The organism is Pseudomonas gorinensis (genome assembly GCF_042015035.1).
GTDB lineage: Bacteria > Pseudomonadota > Gammaproteobacteria > Pseudomonadales > Pseudomonadaceae > Aquipseudomonas > Aquipseudomonas gorinensis.
Genome location: NZ_CP167125.1, coordinates 1,914,026 through 1,929,026, shown reverse-complemented (window position 1 = coordinate 1,929,026; position 15,001 = coordinate 1,914,026). Strand labels below are relative to the sequence as shown.

The 15,001-nt window shown below is 60.7% G+C and carries 15 protein-coding genes; 6 read left to right on the top strand and 9 right to left on the bottom strand.

What is annotated here, in order from left to right; translation table 11 throughout:
- Window positions 1-323 precede the first annotated feature (323 nt).
- Window positions 324-1,223, top strand: a complete 900-nt coding sequence (locus AB7933_RS08740; RefSeq protein ID WP_024073938.1) for a DMT family transporter — start codon at window positions 324-326, stop codon at window positions 1,221-1,223.
- 102 nt (window positions 1,224-1,325) lie between these two features.
- Here the strand turns inward: AB7933_RS08740 and AB7933_RS08735 are convergent, their stop codons facing one another.
- From AB7933_RS08735 to AB7933_RS08720, 4 genes are all read right to left on the bottom strand, one after another.
- Complete coding sequence (locus AB7933_RS08735) at window positions 1,326-2,543, bottom strand: class I SAM-dependent methyltransferase (protein ID WP_024073937.1); 1,218 nt, start codon at window positions 2,541-2,543, stop codon at window positions 1,326-1,328.
- 158 nt (window positions 2,544-2,701) lie between these two features.
- Complete coding sequence (locus AB7933_RS08730; RefSeq protein ID WP_024073936.1) at window positions 2,702-3,319, bottom strand: TPM domain-containing protein; 618 nt, start codon at window positions 3,317-3,319, stop codon at window positions 2,702-2,704.
- 31 nt (window positions 3,320-3,350) lie between these two features.
- Window positions 3,351-4,082, bottom strand: coding sequence for a TPM domain-containing protein (locus AB7933_RS08725; protein ID WP_024073935.1), 732 nt, complete (start codon window positions 4,080-4,082; stop codon window positions 3,351-3,353).
- Window positions 4,083-4,100: 18 nt separating this feature from the next.
- Window positions 4,101-4,712 (bottom strand): LemA family protein, encoded by a 612-nt coding sequence (locus AB7933_RS08720; RefSeq protein ID WP_041160861.1) that lies wholly within the window; start codon window positions 4,710-4,712, stop codon window positions 4,101-4,103.
- Window positions 4,713-4,950: 238 nt separating this feature from the next.
- On the opposite strand from AB7933_RS08720, the gene bglX reads away from it, so the two are divergent.
- Window positions 4,951-7,242, top strand: coding sequence for a beta-glucosidase BglX (gene bglX, locus AB7933_RS08715; RefSeq protein WP_024073933.1), 2,292 nt, complete (start codon window positions 4,951-4,953; stop codon window positions 7,240-7,242).
- 127 nt (window positions 7,243-7,369) lie between these two features.
- On the opposite strand, the gene AB7933_RS08710 is transcribed toward bglX, so the two are convergent.
- The 4 genes from AB7933_RS08710 to AB7933_RS08695 form a co-directional block, all read right to left on the bottom strand.
- Window positions 7,370-8,527, bottom strand: coding sequence for a phospholipase D-like domain-containing protein (locus AB7933_RS08710; RefSeq protein ID WP_024073932.1), 1,158 nt, complete (start codon window positions 8,525-8,527; stop codon window positions 7,370-7,372).
- A 1-nt stretch (window position 8,528) separates the two neighbouring features.
- On the bottom strand, window positions 8,529-9,119 hold the full coding sequence (locus AB7933_RS08705; RefSeq protein WP_024073931.1) for a YceI family protein: 591 nt from the start codon (window positions 9,117-9,119) through the stop codon (window positions 8,529-8,531).
- 99 nt (window positions 9,120-9,218) lie between these two features.
- Window positions 9,219-9,533 carry a hypothetical protein gene (locus tag AB7933_RS08700; protein ID WP_024073930.1) on the bottom strand — a complete coding sequence of 105 codons (315 nt, stop codon included), beginning with the start codon at window positions 9,531-9,533 and terminating at the stop codon, window positions 9,219-9,221.
- Window positions 9,530-10,612: a serine hydrolase domain-containing protein gene (locus AB7933_RS08695; RefSeq protein WP_024073929.1), complete on the bottom strand. Its 1,083-nt coding sequence runs from the start codon at window positions 10,610-10,612 to the stop codon at window positions 9,530-9,532. The genes AB7933_RS08700 and AB7933_RS08695 overlap by 4 nt, the downstream gene beginning before the upstream one ends.
- A gap of 185 nt (window positions 10,613-10,797) precedes the next feature.
- Between AB7933_RS08695 and olsB the strand changes: the two genes are divergently transcribed.
- From olsB to AB7933_RS08680, 3 genes are all read left to right on the top strand, one after another.
- Window positions 10,798-11,553: an L-ornithine N(alpha)-acyltransferase gene (olsB, locus tag AB7933_RS08690; RefSeq protein WP_024073928.1), complete on the top strand. Its 756-nt coding sequence runs from the start codon at window positions 10,798-10,800 to the stop codon at window positions 11,551-11,553.
- Complete coding sequence (locus AB7933_RS08685) at window positions 11,553-12,344, top strand: lysophospholipid acyltransferase family protein (RefSeq protein ID WP_041160860.1); 792 nt, start codon at window positions 11,553-11,555, stop codon at window positions 12,342-12,344. Before olsB ends, AB7933_RS08685 begins: the two co-directional genes overlap by 1 nt.
- Window positions 12,345-12,474: 130 nt before the next feature.
- Window positions 12,475-13,850, top strand: a protein-coding gene (locus AB7933_RS08680; protein WP_404943211.1) for an IS3 family transposase whose coding sequence is annotated in 2 segments (ribosomal slippage) — window positions 12,475-12,966 and window positions 12,969-13,850 — 1,374 coding nt in all. Because the reading frame shifts where the segments join, the coding sequence is not laid out codon by codon here.
- A gap of 65 nt (window positions 13,851-13,915) precedes the next feature.
- Here AB7933_RS08680 and AB7933_RS08675 read toward each other — a convergent pair.
- Window positions 13,916-14,500, bottom strand: a complete 585-nt coding sequence (locus AB7933_RS08675; protein ID WP_024073925.1) for an ACP phosphodiesterase — start codon at window positions 14,498-14,500, stop codon at window positions 13,916-13,918.
- Between the two features lie 154 nt (window positions 14,501-14,654).
- On the opposite strand from AB7933_RS08675, the gene AB7933_RS08670 reads away from it, so the two are divergent.
- Window positions 14,655-14,993, top strand: coding sequence for an ArsR/SmtB family transcription factor (locus AB7933_RS08670; protein WP_024073924.1), 339 nt, complete (start codon window positions 14,655-14,657; stop codon window positions 14,991-14,993).
- Window positions 14,994-15,001: the final 8 nt, after the last annotated feature.

Here is a 15,001-nt window from a genome sequence, read left to right as displayed (position 1 = left end):
CCGCGTTGGGCTGCGAAGCAGCCCCATTACAGGCGATGTGTTTTTAACTGACACACCGCGGTGCCTGGTTTTGGGGCCGCTTCGCAGCCCAACGCGGGGCAAGCCCGCTCGCCACAGGCGACCTGTTTGCCCGCTCTATCTCTTAACTGACTGGCATTAGGGCTTGCCCGCGATACAGGCGACGCGGTTTATCAGTGAGTCTGCGGTGCGCCCACCCAACAGCAACTGTACGGATAAATCCGCACCCAGCTGTAGGCCCGCAATCGCCGGGGGTTGTGGCTAGATGGGCTTCCCTTGAAGCCCTCTAGATTTCGGTTCTCCCCATGAGCTCGCGCGAAAACACCGGCATGGCCCTCGGCCTGCTGGGCGTCATCATCTTCAGCCTGACCCTGCCCTTCACCCGCATCGTGGTGCAGGAAATCCACCCGTTGCTCAACGGCCTGGGCCGTGCGTTGTTCGCGGCGATTCCGGCGGCGGCGCTGTTGCTGTGGCGCCGCGAGCGTTGGCCAACCTGGCGCCAGGTGCGCGGTTTGTGCCTGGTGATCGCAGGCGTGATCCTCGGTTTCCCGGTGCTGTCAGCCTGGGCCATGCAAACGTTACCGGCCTCCCATGGCGCGCTGGTCAACGGCCTGCAACCACTGTGCGTGGCCTTGTATGCCGCGTGGCTGTCCCATGAGCGGCCGTCGAAAGCCTTCTGGGCCTGCGCCGCACTGGGCAGCGCGTTGGTATTGAGCTATGCGCTGATTACCGGTGCCGGCAGCATTCAAGCCGGCGATCTGTTGATGCTCGGCGCCATTGCGGTGGGCGGCCTGGGTTATGCCGAAGGCGGTCGGCTGGCCAAGGAGATGGGCGGGTGGCAGGTCATCTGCTGGGCGCTGGTACTGTCGACCCCGGTGCTGATCGGCCCGGTGTGGTACCTGGCGGCGCAGCACCAGGGCGCGATTTCGATGCGCACCTGGTGGGCGTTCGGCTATGTGTCGCTGTTCTCGCAGTTCCTGGGATTCTTTGCCTGGTACGCCGGGTTGGCCATGGGCGGCATTGCGCGGGTCAGCCAGATTCAGCTGCTGCAGATCTTCTTCACCATTGCATTTTCGGCGTTGTTCTTTGGGGAACATATCGAACCGATTACCTGGCTGTTCGCCTGTGGGGTGATCGTGACGGTGATGCTGGGGCGCAAGACGGCGGTGCAGGCTGCGCCAGCTTCTAAACCGAGCACGGTCTAAATGTGGGAGGGGGCTTGCCCCCGATGGCGGTGGGTCAGTGGCAGATGCATCAGCTGACACGCCCTCATCGGGGGCAAGCCCCCTCCCACATTTGGACCGCGTTCAGGACAGGTAGCCATCCGCACGCAGCAGGGTTTCCAGGCAATGCTCAGTGATGTGGTAGAACGCCTTTAGCTCTTGGATTTTTTCCAGTAACTGCGCATTGTCCAGCGGTTCGGCGCGCTTGACCGCCAGGATCATCTTGTTCTTGTTGGTGTGTTCCAGGGAGATGAACTCGAACACCTTGGTCTCATAACCACAGGCTTCAAGGAACAAGGCGCGCAGGCTGTCGGTGACCATTTCCGCCTGCTGGCCCAGGTGCAACCCGTATTGCAGCATAGGCTTCAACAGCACCGGGCTCTGGATCTGCAGGCGAATCTGTTTGTGGCAGCACGGCGAGCACATGATGATCGACGCACCGGAACGAATACCGGTGTGGATGGCGTAATCCGTGGCGATGTCGCAGGCGTGCAGGGCGATCATGACGTCCAGCTCGCTCGGTGCCACGCTGCGCACGTCACCGCACTTGAACACCAGCCCTGGGTGGTCCAGGCGCGCAGCAGCGGTGTTGCACAAGGTCACCATGTCTTCGCGCAATTCAACGCCAGTGACCTCAGCCTCGACATTGAGCGTGTTGCGCAAGTAGTCATGGATGGCGAACGTCAGGTAGCCCTTGCCCGAACCGAAATCAGCGACGCGCACCGGCCCGTCCAGCCGCAGCGGTGACGAGGTCAGCGCATGGCTGAACACTTCGATGAACTTGTTGATCTGCTTCCACTTGCGCGACATCGACGGGATCAGCGCGTGCTTGGCGTCGGTCACGCCCAGGTCGAAGAGGAACGGTCGGCTCAACTCGAGGAAACGATGCTTCTCGCGGTTATGCTCGGCCGACGGCGCTTCGCGCAATTGCTGGGGTTTGCTTTTGAACAGCGAGCTTTTGTTCTTTTTGCTGTATTCGAGCTGGGCTTCGTCGGTCAGTGCCAGCAAGTGAGCGTTCTTGAACGAAGCCGGCAACAGCTCGGCAATCGCCGCCACGCCGTCGGCCACCGGGAGGTTCTTGGTAATGTCGCGGGTCTTGTAGCGGTATACGAAGGACAGGCACGGCTGTTCCTTGACCGTCACCGGCTTGATGATCAGCCGTTGCAGCTCGGCGTCCTCACCCACGTACTTGGCCAGCACCAGCTTGATAAAAGCGTCGTGCTGAAGGCTTGCGCTCAGCAGTTCGATGAACTGGGCATGATGATCCGGCGCAGGGCGGGCAGGTTGAGCGGTAACGGACATGAACAAAAACGCCTCGGGCAGGGAATGCCGGGCATTTTAGGGGGGATGGGGGTTTAGGGCACGGGGTTATTTGATCAACGGTACTGCGCCTGACCACTTGGGACCCAATGTGGGAGGGGCAAGCCCTCCCCCACATTTGATCTCCAGTGTTGGATGTTCTATTCGAGCACGACCAGGCGGTTGGGCAGTTCATTACGTGTCTGAGTCACCGGCACATGCACCTTGAGCAACTCGCCACACGCCTCGATACAAGCAATAAACCCAGCCAGCGTCTGCCCCTGTTTGACCTGCTGGGTAAACGCCTTGACGATCCCCTCCCAATGGCTGTCATCCAGGCGGCTGGAGATGCCATCGTCCACCAGGATTTCCACATAACGCTCGGCCTCGCTGACAAAAATCAGCACCCCGGTGCTGCCCAGCGTGTGGTGCAGGTTCTGCTCCAGGAACTGCCGGCGCGCCAGGTTCGACGCGCGCCAATGGCGCACCGAACGCGGGATCAGGCGCGTGGTGACCTTGGGCAGGCGAAACACCAGGCACAGCACGATGAACGTCGCCCATTGCGCCAGCAGCAAGGTGTACATGGTCAGGTAGCCCGACAGGTAATGCACCACGCCCGGCACCACCAACGCGATCAGGCTGGCCCACAGCAATGGGATATAGGCGTAATCGTCGGCACGGGCAGCCAGCACGGTCACCAGTTCGGCGTCGGTGGTTTTTTCGACCCGGGCGATCGCTTCGGCGACCTGGCGCTGCTCGTGTTCAGTCAGTAATGCCATGGTTGTAGATGCTCTTTTCTAGTTATTGTCATTACCAGCCGCCCGACGCGCCGCCGCCGCCGAAGCCACCACCGCCGCCTCGGAAACCGCCGCCGCCGCCGCCACCGCCCCCACCGCCGCGTCCACTGCTGCTGAGGATCGCGAGCAGGATCGCCCCCACCGGCAGGCCCAGGCGATTGCACAACCACAACACGCCGATCAGCAGGACAAACAAGCCGATGGAAAACCCGGGATTATCCTTGGCAAAGTTGGCATCCGCCACATGGGCCGGCACTGCCAGCGGCTGACCGCCCACCACCTGGATCATGGCGGCTACACCGTCGCTGATACCCTGGCTGAAATTGCCGGCCTTGAACTTGGGTGCAATCACCTGGTTGATGATCACCCAGGACTGCGCATCGGTCAGCGTACCTTCCAGGCCGTAACCGACTTCGATGCGTAACTTGCGCTCATCGCGGGCAACGATCAACAACGCGCCGTTGTCCTTGCCCTTCTGGCCAATACCCCACTGGCGGCCCAATTGGTAACCGTAGTCCTCAATAGGCACGCCTTGCAGGTCGGGCACCGTGACCACCACGATCTGGTCGCCGGTGGTTTGCTCCAGCGCCTGCAACTGCTCGGTCAATTGCTGGCGCGTCGCCGGGTCGAGCATCTGGGCGTTATCCACCACCCGCCCGGTCAGTGCCGGGAAGGTCAACGCCGCCTGGGCCGAAGCGACGCATGCCAGCAACCACAGCGCCAGGCCTATCCGTAATAAACGCATCGACACCTCAATGCAGCCTTATTTGAACTTCACTTGCGGCGCTTTATCGGCATCGGCACTGGTGGCTTCAAACGTGGCGCGGATCGGCAGGTCGCTGTACATCACGCTGTGCCACAGGCGGCCAGGGAAGGTGCGGATCTCGGTGTTGTAGGCCTGCACCGCCTGGATAAAGTCGCGACGCGCCACGGCGATACGGTTTTCCGTGCCTTCCAACTGGGATTGCAGGGCCAGGAAGTTCTGGTTGGCCTTCAGGTCCGGGTAGCGCTCGGACACCACCATCAAGCGGCTGAGTGCACTGCTCAAACCGTCCTGGGCTTGCTGGAATTGCTTGAGTTTTTCCGGGTTATCCAGGGTACTGGCATCCACCTGGATCGAGGTGGCCTTGGCCCGCGCCTCAATCACCGCAGTGAGGGTGTCCTGCTCATGGGTGGCATAGCCCTTGACCACTTCCACCAGGTTGGGGATCAAGTCGGCACGCCGTTGATACTGGTTCTGCACCTGGCCCCAGGCCGCCTTGGCCTGCTCATCCAGGGTCGGAATGGTATTGATACCGCAACCGCTCAGCACGCTGCTGATCAATAACAACGCCGCGGCTTTCAAGCCCCAGCGGTAACCTTGTGCTGCTTGCATGGTGTTTCTCCTGGCCAATCTTGATGGAATTTGACGACTAACCCTATAAACCGCGCGCTTGGGGCATAATCCGCCACCACTGGAATGCATCGAGCCAATCAGCTACAAAGATGCCCAGCGCGAAAAAGAGTTCAGAGTGTGCTGCATTTATCTGAACAACACCCGAACAACAATAGACGCTCCCCACATTTTGGCCGATCAGCGCTAGCGCTGTGCAGTGAGCCGAAAAAGGATATTCATGAAGAAGCTGTGTTTGCTCGGCCTTGTTGCCACTCTGGCCACCCACCCCGTCTGGGCAGAAACAAAGCCTGCTGCGCTTAAAGACAAGGACGCCTTCGTCAGCGACCTGCTCAAGCAGATGACCCTCGATGAAAAAATCGGCCAATTGCGCCTGATCAGCATCGGCCCCGAAATGCCCCGTGAGCTGATCCGCAAGGAAATTGCCGCCGGCCGCATCGGTGGCACGTTCAACTCCATCACGCGCCCGGAAAACCGTCCGATGCAGGACGCGGCCATGCGCAGCCGGTTGAAGATCCCGATGTTTTTCGCCTATGACGTGATCCACGGCCACCGCACGATCTTCCCGATCAGCCTGGCCCTGGCCTCCAGCTGGGACATGGACGCCATCGGCCGGTCCGGGCGCATTGCCGCCCAGGAAGCCGCCGCCGACAGCCTCGACATCACCTTCGCGCCGATGGTCGACATCTCCCGCGACCCGCGCTGGGGCCGTACCTCCGAAGGCTTCGGCGAAGACACCTACCTGGTCTCGCGCATCGCCGAAGTGATGGTCAAGGCATTCCAGGGCACCAGCCCCGCGAATGCCGACAGCATCATGGCCAGCGTCAAGCACTTCGCCCTGTATGGCGCCGTGGAAGGCGGGCGCGACTACAACGTGGTCGACATGAGCCCGGTCAAGATGTACCAGGACTACCTGCCCCCGTACCACGCGGCGATCAAGGCCGGTTCCGGCGGCGTGATGGTGGCGCTCAACTCGATCAACGGCGTACCCGCCACCGCCAACACCTGGCTGATGAACGACCTGTTGCGCAAGGACTGGGGCTTCAAGGGCCTGGCCGTCAGCGACCACGGTGCGATCTTCGAGCTGATCAAGCACGGCGTGGCCAAGGACGGGCGTGAAGCCGCCAAGCTGGCGATCAAGGCCGGCATCGACATGAGCATGAACGACTCGCTGTACGGCAAGGAATTGCCAGGGCTGCTCAAGTCCGGTGAGATCGAGCAAAGCGACATCGACAACGCCGTGCGCGAGGTGCTTGGCGCCAAGTACGACATGGGCCTGTTCAAAGACCCGTACCTGCGTATCGGCAAGGCCGAGGACGACCCGGCCGACACCTATGCCGAAAGCCGCCTGCACCGCGCCGAAGCGCGTGACGTGGCGCGCCGCAGCATGGTCTTGCTGAAGAACCAGAACGGTACCCTGCCGCTGAAGAAATCCGCGACCATTGCCCTGGTGGGTCCATTGGCCAAGGCGCCCATCGACATGATGGGCAGCTGGGCCGCCGCCGGTAAGCCGGCACAATCGGTGACCCTGCTCGACGGCCTCAACGCGGTGATCGGCGAAAAAGGCAAGATCATCTATGCCCGTGGCGCCAACATCACCAATGACAAGGCCGTGGTCGACTACCTCAACTTCCTCAATTTCGATGCCCCGGAAGTGGTGGATGACACGCGCCCTGCCCAGGTGATGATCGATGAAGCGGTCAAGGCCGCCAAGGATGCCGATGTGGTGGTCGCCGCCGTGGGTGAATCCCGTGGCATGTCCCACGAATCGTCGAGCCGCACCGACCTGAATATCCCGCAAAGCCAGCGCGACCTGATCAAGGCGCTCAAGGCCACCGGCAAGCCATTGGTGCTGGTACTGATGAACGGCCGCCCGCTGTCGATTCTCGAAGAGAACCAGCAAGCCGACGCGATCCTGGAAACCTGGTTCGCCGGCACCGAGGGCGGCAATGCCATCGCCGACGTGCTGTTCGGTGACTACAACCCGTCGGGCAAGCTGCCGATCACCTTCCCACGTTCGGTGGGGCAGATTCCAACCTACTACAACCACCTGACCATTGGCCGGCCCTTCACCCCAGGCAAGCCGGGCAACTACACCTCGCAGTACTTCGATGACACCACTGGGCCCCTGTTCCCGTTCGGTTATGGCCTGAGCTACACCACGTTCAGCCTCTCGGACATGGCGCTGTCTTCCACCACCCTGAACAAGACCGGCAAGCTCGACGCCAGTGTCACCGTGACCAACACCGGCAAGGTGGACGGCGAAACCGTGGTGCAGTTGTATATCCAGGACGTGGCCGGCTCAATGATCCGCCCGATCAAGGAGCTGAAGAACTTCCAGAAAATCATGCTCAAGGCCGGTGAAGAGCGCACGCTGCACTTCACCATCACCGAGGAAGACCTGAAGTTCTACAACACCCAGCTCAAGTTCGCAGCGGAGCCGGGCGAGTTCAATGTCCAGATCGGGCTGGATTCCCAGGATGTGCAGCAGCAGACCTTCGAACTGCTCTAAAGCCTGACGCAGTCAAAAAATGTGGGAGGGGGCTTGCCCCCGATTTCGGTGTATCAGACAGCAGATCTGTCGCTGAATCACCGCTATCGGGGCAAGCCCCCTCCCCCATTTGATCTCAGTGTTCTTGCTAGCCGCGCCGATCCAGCACGTTCACCACCAAGCGATCAATCCAGCCCCACACCCGCTGCTTCACCCGCCGCCACAACGGCCGCGATTTCCACGCTTCCAGGCTCACCGCCTGGCTCTGGGTAAAATCCCGCTCGAAGCTGTCCACCACGTCCCGCGTCAACTCAGGGTCCAACGCTTCCAGGTTGGCTTCCAGGTTGAAGCGCAGGTTCCAGTGGTCGAAATTGCATGAGCCGATGCTGACCCAGTCATCCACCAACACCATCTTCAGGTGCAGGAAGCACGGCTGGTACTCGAATATCTGCACACCCGAGCGCAGCAGGCGCGGGTAATAACGGTGCCCGGCATAGCGTACGGAGGGGTGATCGGTGCGTGGCCCGGTGAGCAGCAGACGCACATCGACCCCGCGTCCCGCCGCTCGGCGCAAGGCACGGCGTACCCCCCAGGTGGGCAGGAAGTATGGGGTGGCCAACCAGATGCGGTGCTTGCCGCTGTTCAAGGCGCGAATCAACGATTGCAGGATGTCGCGGTGCTGGCGCGCATCGGCATACGCCACGCGCCCCAGGCCTGGCCCCGTCGCGGGCACCTTGGGCAGGCGCGGCAAACCGAAATGAGTGGCGGGCTTCCACTCCCGGCGCGCGCTGTTCGCGTGCCATTGCCGGTCGAACAACGCCTGCCAATCCAGCACCAGCGGCCCGCTGATCTGCACCATCACTTCATGCCAGTCAGCGGTGTCTTGCCCTGGGGTCCAGAATTCATCGGTCACGCCCGTGCCGCCGACTACGGCGATTTGCTGGTCGATCAGCAACAGCTTGCGGTGGTCGCGATACAGGTTGCGCATCCAGCGCCGCCAGCTCAAGCGATTGTAAAAGCGCAGTTCCACCCCGGCATCCGTCAAGCGTTTGCGCAACCCGAGGGTAAACGCCAGGCTGCCGTAATCATCAAACAAGCAACGCACCCGCACGCCACGCCCAGCCGCCAACACCAGCGCCTGCACCATGGCTTCGGCGCAGGCCCCGGCTTCCACCAGGTACAGCTCCAGCTCCACCTGACGCTCTGCCCGGGCAATGCCCACCAGCATCTGCGGAAAAAACTGCGGGCCGTCGATCAACAACTCGAACCGGTTGGCGCTGCGCCACGGGAACACTGCGCCGCTCACGTCAGCGCGCCGTAAAGATCAGCACCGCACCCACCGGCACCGACAAACTGATCGACTTGAGCCCAGCCACCTTGCGCAATGCCGCCACACCGGGTGCCAGGTCGAAATCCTCGGCGTGCAACACCAACGGTTCCAGGGTGACCACCTGGAAACGCCGGTCATCCAGGCGCGTGGCCAGCAGCTCGGCGTTGTAGGTCTGGGTCTTGCCATGCAACGTGACGCTCATTGGCAAACGCAGTTCCAATTGCGCGCCAGGGGCCAGGTCATTGATGGGTTGCAGGTTGATCTGCGCACTGATCAGCGCTTCAGGGAAGGTCTTGATCTCGAACAGTTGATTGCGCATGCGCTCATCACGCAGCGGGATGCCACTGTTGACCGACTCCAGCTCCACCTCCAATTGTGCAGCGCCCTTGCTGTCGACCTTGCCGTGCAGCACCAGGAAGCGCTGCACCTCGGCGATCTCGGTGTTTTTGGTGGTGACGAACGACAGGCGTGAGGATTCGTTATCCAGGTACCAGTCGGCATGGGCAGGCACTGCGGCAGCGGCCAGCACGGCGAAGGCCAGGGGTTTGATGACAGACGCGTTGAACATTAAGGACTCGTGGGGCGAAAAACCTGAACGAACCTTAACTGTGCCGCCTGCCGGGCGCAATGTAACTGACGCAGCCGCCCCCACATCGGGTATGACGTTTCAGGGGATGAGGCGGCACCCCTGGTGTTCGCCCAACCATCTGGCGGTATGGGTACGCCCCAATCCACTGGCGGTGACTTCACTGCGCTTCGGGTCATCGGTGAACGCACTGATCGGCACGTACTGCTTCACATACCCCCGGCAATACTCGGCTGGATTGTCCGCCACATACCGGCACGAGCAGTACTCCTTGGCCGTATACGCCGCGATGATGTCGGGGAAGGCTTGCAGGTTGACGCGCTCGCGCCAGACCCAGCCCACCAGGGCAAGCAACAGCACGAGAAAAAGGCTGGTGAACGGCCGACGACGAATCATGGTTGCACCGCCGCAAGCACGCGCTTGAGCAGTTCGTTATGGCGGTAGCTGCCGTCGCGATCATCGCCATAGCGCACGATCACCAGGTGCTCATCCGGCATCACATACAGCGCCTGCCCCCAGTGCCCGAGGGCGGCGAAGGTATCGGCGGGGGCATCGGGCCAGGGTCGGGCAGCGCCCTGCACTTCGCGATTGAGCCACCAATGGCCGCCGGGGACGGCTTCGTCCTGGCCGGCCTTGTATGGGTCGAAAGGTTTACGGTTGAAAGCAACCCAGTCTTCGGGCAGCAATTGTTGATCGCCCCAGCGTCCGTCGCGCGCCATCAGCAGGCCGACGCGCGCCAGGTCGCGCGCGGTGAGGTAGGCGTAGGACGAGGCGACAAAGGTTTCGTCGGCATCGGTTTCCCAGGTGGCGTTGTGAATACCCAACGGCTTGAACAACGCATCCCAGGGGTAACTCATGTAGGCCTTGTGGCCGAGCATCCCTTTGAGGGCCGCGGACAATAGGTTGCTGTCGCCGCTGGAGTAACGGAAGACCCGGCCCGGTGCACTGGCGGCGTCCATGCCGGCGGTGAATTCCGCCATGTCGGCGCGGCCACGGGTATAGAGCATCGCGACGACCGAGGATTTCAGCGGGGCGAACTCGTAGTCTTCCTGCCAATCCAGGCCCGAGGCCCAGTGCAGCAGGTCGGCCATGCTGACCGTCGGGTGCTGTTTCATTGGCGGATAGAAGCGCGCCACCGGGTCAGTCAACTTGAAGCGTTTTTCGCCATAGGCCACGCCGAGCACCGTCGCCATCAGGCTTTTGCTGACCGACCAGGTCAAGTGCGGCGTGCTCGCGGTGGTGGGTTCGGCGTAGCGCTCATAGACGACTGCGCCATCGCGAATCACCAGCAGCGCGTCGGTTCGAATACCTTGGCGATGGGTGTCGTCACGCGCGGGGAATGCATAGGCATTCAAGGCATCGACAGCAGGACCGGAGAGCGGCGGGGCCTTGGCCCACTCCTTGTCAGGCCAGGTTTCAGCGTGGGCAGTAACGGTGACTGACAGCAGGGCAACGCACAACAGGCCTCGGACCATGGACACAAACTCAAGGGGGCGTTCAAGCCCGCGAGCCTAGCCGAGGCCGATGACAGATTGGCGACACGGAGGGCTGTCATCTAAGCGTCACCGGAACTTCATGGAGATGACACCGAGCCTACATAGCCTGAGTTTGGACAAACAAGTCGACCGGCCGAAAGGTGGCTGGCACTCGGAGATTCGCCATGACTCAGATCGCCCGCATCAGCGACACCGGCAATGAACGCCGTCTGCAAGCCGAACGCCTGGTTGGCGCAAAGGCTTTGCAGGAAGCCCAGGCCCTGCGGTTCAACGTGTTCAGCGGCGAATTCAACGCCAAGCTGAAAGGCGCGGAATTGGGGCTGGATATGGATGACTATGATGTTCACTGCAGCCACATCGGCGTGCGGGATTTGAACAGCGGTCGACTGGTCGCCACCACCCGTTTACTCGACCACCAGGCCGCCAGCAGCCTGGGCCGGTTCTACAGCGAAGAAGAATTCAGCCTGCATGGCCTCCTGCATTTACAGGGCCCGATCCTGGAAATCGGTCGCACCTGTGTCGACCCCGCCTACCGCAACGGCGGCACCATCGCCGTGTTATGGGGCGAGTTGGCCGAGGTGCTTAACCAGGGTGGCTACAGCTACCTGATGGGGTGTGCGAGCATCCCGATGCACGACGGCGGCATCCAGGCCCACGCCATCATGCAACGCCTGCGTGAACGCTACCTGTGCAACGAACATCTGCGCGCCGAGCCGAAAAAACCTCTGCCGGCGCTGGATCTGCCGTCCAACGTGATCGCGGAAATGCCGCCGCTGCTCAAGGCCTATATGCGCCTGGGTGCGAAGATCTGCGGCGAGCCGTGCTGGGATGAGGATTTCCAAGTGGCCGACGTGTTTATCCTGCTCAAGCGCGATGAACTGTGCCCGCGTTACGCACGCCACTTCAAGGCGGCCATGTGATGCGCCGCCTGCGCGTGTACGGGCGCATCGCCCGCGTGCTGCTGGTGGTGGCGCTGGGCTTGAGCATGGCCAGTGTGTTTGGTGTGTTCGAGCGCCTGGGCGTGGCTAACTCGATGGTGCGGCGCCAACGTTGGTCGCGGTTCTTTATGGCGCGATTGACCAATGCCCTGCCCTTCCGGGTGACGGTGCACGGCGAGTTGCCGCAGACACCGATGCTGTGGGTGAGCAATCACGTGTCGTGGACCGATATCCCGCTGCTGGGCATGGTCACGCCGATGTCGTTTTTGTCCAAGGCCGAAGTGCGCACCTGGCCGGTGGCCGGCTGGTTGGCGGCGAAGGCCGGTAGCTTATTTATCCGTCGCGGTTCGGGCGACAGCCAGTTGATCCGCAAGCAAATGACCCGCCACCTGGAGCAACAGCACCCGCTGCTTATGTTCCCCGAAGGCACCACCACCGACGGGCGCAGCCTGCGTACCTTTCACGGGCGCTTGCTGGCCAGTGCGATCGATGCCGATGTATCGCTGCAACCGGTGGCGATCCGTTATCTGCGCGACGGGCAAGTGGACCCGCTGGCACCGTTTATTGGCGATGATGATTTGCTCTCGCACCTGATGCGCCTGTTCGGCAATGACCAGGGCGACGTGGAAATCCATGTGCTCAAGCCGATTGCCTGCGCCGGGCAGGAACGCGCGGCGCTGGCGTTCCAGGCGCAGCAGGCGGTGCAGAAGGCGTTGTTTGGGGCCCTGCCGGAAACAGAACAGATTGCGGTTCGGCCGGCCTTCGCGGCCTGAAGCGGGCACGGGCAACAATGTGGGAGGGGGCTTGCCCCCGATGGCAGTGTGTCAGTCAACAGATTCATTGGCTGAACCACTGAAGTGCGCCCCAGAAGTTGGACACCCATCCAATTTCTGGGGCGTTTTCATGAGCAAGTACACCACGCAGTTCAAGCTATCTGCCATCACCGCTTTCCTTGAGCGAGGCCGAGGGTTTCGCCGGGTCGCCGCTCAATTTCAAATGGACCCCACCTTGCTTCGTCGTTGGGTCGAGGCTTATCGATTACACGGTGAGGCCAGCTTGAGCAGTACCGGCCAGCGTTACAGTGCCTTGTTCAAGTTCTCTGTTCTACGGCGCATGTGGGATGACTCCCTTTCCTTGCGCCGCGCAGCGGCGCTTTTCAACTTGGGGGATTCCACTCAGGTGGGCAGATGGCAACAGCAGTATTACAGTGGCGGTATTGAAGCCCTGGAGTCAGGGAAAAGAGGACTGAGCACCGCTATGCCTAAACCACCTGCTAAACCACGCAAAACCGCTGCCCCACTCACCAGCCCTGAGCCTGAGCACAAGACGTTACTTGATGAGCTCCAATACCTACGGATGGAGAACGCTTATCTAAAAAAGCTTGGGGAGTTAGGCGAGGCGGTGATGAGGCGGGAGAAAGAACAGAAGAAAAAGCCCGATTAGTCAGTGAGCTTAAGCAACACTTTCCCTTGCGTGACTTGCTCAAGCTAGTGAGCCTTGCGCGAAGTACGTACTACTACCAACTCAAGGCAATGGGCGTTGCGGACCGATTTTCCTCGATCAAAGCTTCTATCCAGACCATCCAAAACGAGCATAAGGGCCGCTTTGGTTACCGTCGGATGACGCTAGAACTACGTAAAGAAAGATCGCTGATCAACGGTAAAACGGTACGACGACTGATGGGGGAGCTGGGTCTGAAATGCACGGTGCGGCCTAAGAAATACAGGTCGTATAAAGGGCCGATGGGCGAAGTGTCGCCCAACACCTTGGCTCGTCAGTTCGAGGCTGAGCAACCGAATCAGAAATGGGTGACGGATGTCACCGAGTTCAAAGTGGCCGGCAAAAAGCTGTACTTGTCCCCAGTTTTGGACTTGTACAACGGAGAAATCGTGGCCTATCAGACGGCAATACGTCCCCAATATGCCTTGGTGGGCGAGATGCTGGAAAAAGCTATTGAAGGCTTACCTGAGGGCGGCAAGCCAATGCTGCATTCAGATCAAGGCTGGCACTATCGATATCCAAAGTACCGGGAGAGGCTAGAAAAAGCAGGGCTGGAGCAAAGCATGTCACGCAAAGGAAACTGCCATGACAACGCCACAATGGAGAGTTTCTTCGGCACGCTGAAGTCAGAGTTCTACTATCGGGAAAGCTTTGAAAGCGTGGAGCAGTTGCAAGCGGGGCTGGATGAGTACATCCATTACTACAACCATAAGCGAATCAAAGTGAAGCTTGGCGGACTGAGCCCTGTAGCGTACAGGACCCGGTCCGCTGTAGCCTAACCAACAGCTGTCCAGCTTTTGGGGCGCACTTCACACCGCTATCGGGGGCAAGCCCCCTCCCACATTTAGATCCCGGTATTCAGTTGGCGTTGTGCGAACGCCTGTAGCTCCGGGTAGAACGCACTGAAGTCTTTGCTCAGCGGCTCATACAGAATCCGCAATTCCTGCATCGCATGCCCCAGCTCATCAGGCTGCGTGAGCCGCCGCGAAATCCCGCGCAACACCGGCTCCATCATCGCGAACTCCCGGTACGAACCGAGCCAATCATCCGCCGCCATAAAGGGTGCAATCTGCGCCAACCGTCCCGGCAATTGCGGTTCGGCCGCGAGCACGCGGTACACCTGCGAGGTGAAGCGCTCCAGGGGCTGCTCGGCATACAGCGCCCAATCCCGCGCCAGGCAATGATCGAAAAACACATCGAGGACGATCCCGGCGTAGCGCCGGCGGGTCAGGCTGAAGCGCGACAACGCCTCGCCGACCAACGGGTGGCTGTCGGTAAAGCGGTCGATCGAGCGATGCAACTGGATCGCCGCTTCGATGGGCGGGCTGAACTGGCCTTGCAGGCGGCCTTTGACAAAGTCGCCATACAGACTGCCCAGCAGTTGAGCAGGAAGTTGGCCGCCCAGGTGCAGATGTGCGAGATAATTCATGGTGCGCAGTCTATCACTGCGACCCACGTATCGTTATAACCCGATATACCGATTCAGTCTTGGCTAAGACCGAAATCATATTGGTATATCGGGATGTATCGATTTAAAGTTCGCTTCATCGCGATATAACGCTTTACGAAACCGAGCAACTGCCATGTCCATTGACCTCGACGAAATAATAAAAGCTCTGGCACACCCAGTACGACGAGACATTCTCACCTGGCTCAAAGACCCGAAAGTGCAGTTCCCCGAGCAACTGCACAACCACGAATACGGTATCTGCGCCGGCCAGATCGACCAGCGTTGCGGCTTGTCCCAGTCCACCGTGTCGGCCCACCTGGCCACCTTGCAACGGGCGGGATTGATCAGCAGCCAGAAGGCCGGGCAGTGGCACTTTTTCAAACGCAACGAGGAAACCATCCAGGCTTTTCTCGCGGCACTCGTTACTGAACTCAGCCCTGAAGTCAGTTCTGAAATGCGCGCACCGCTTTAACAAGGAAA

Bases quoted from the DNA above. Each gene is read 5' to 3' on its own strand.
- AB7933_RS08700 (WP_024073930.1), bottom strand. From the start codon at position 9,533: ATGATTCGTCGTCGGCCGTTCACCAGCCTTTTTCTCGTGCTGTTGCTT.
- AB7933_RS08730 (WP_024073936.1), bottom strand. From the start codon at position 3,319: ATGGCATTACTGACTGAACACGAGCAGCGCCAGGTCGCCGAAGCGATC.
- AB7933_RS08740 (WP_024073938.1), top strand. From the start codon at position 324: ATGAGCTCGCGCGAAAACACCGGCATGGCCCTCGGCCTGCTGGGCGTC.
- AB7933_RS08735 (WP_024073937.1), bottom strand. From the start codon at position 2,543: ATGTCCGTTACCGCTCAACCTGCCCGCCCTGCGCCGGATCATCATGCC.
- olsB (WP_024073928.1), top strand. From the start codon at position 10,798: ATGACTCAGATCGCCCGCATCAGCGACACCGGCAATGAACGCCGTCTG.
- AB7933_RS08725 (WP_024073935.1), bottom strand. From the start codon at position 4,082: ATGCGTTTATTACGGATAGGCCTGGCGCTGTGGTTGCTGGCATGCGTC.
- bglX (WP_024073933.1), top strand. From the start codon at position 4,951: ATGAAGAAGCTGTGTTTGCTCGGCCTTGTTGCCACTCTGGCCACCCAC.
- AB7933_RS08675 (WP_024073925.1), bottom strand. From the start codon at position 14,500: ATGAATTATCTCGCACATCTGCACCTGGGCGGCCAACTTCCTGCTCAA.
- AB7933_RS08695 (WP_024073929.1), bottom strand. From the start codon at position 10,612: ATGGTCCGAGGCCTGTTGTGCGTTGCCCTGCTGTCAGTCACCGTTACT.
- AB7933_RS08685 (WP_041160860.1), top strand. From the start codon at position 11,553: ATGCGCCGCCTGCGCGTGTACGGGCGCATCGCCCGCGTGCTGCTGGTG.
- AB7933_RS08670 (WP_024073924.1), top strand. From the start codon at position 14,655: ATGTCCATTGACCTCGACGAAATAATAAAAGCTCTGGCACACCCAGTA.
- AB7933_RS08705 (WP_024073931.1), bottom strand. From the start codon at position 9,119: ATGTTCAACGCGTCTGTCATCAAACCCCTGGCCTTCGCCGTGCTGGCC.
- AB7933_RS08720 (WP_041160861.1), bottom strand. From the start codon at position 4,712: ATGCAAGCAGCACAAGGTTACCGCTGGGGCTTGAAAGCCGCGGCGTTG.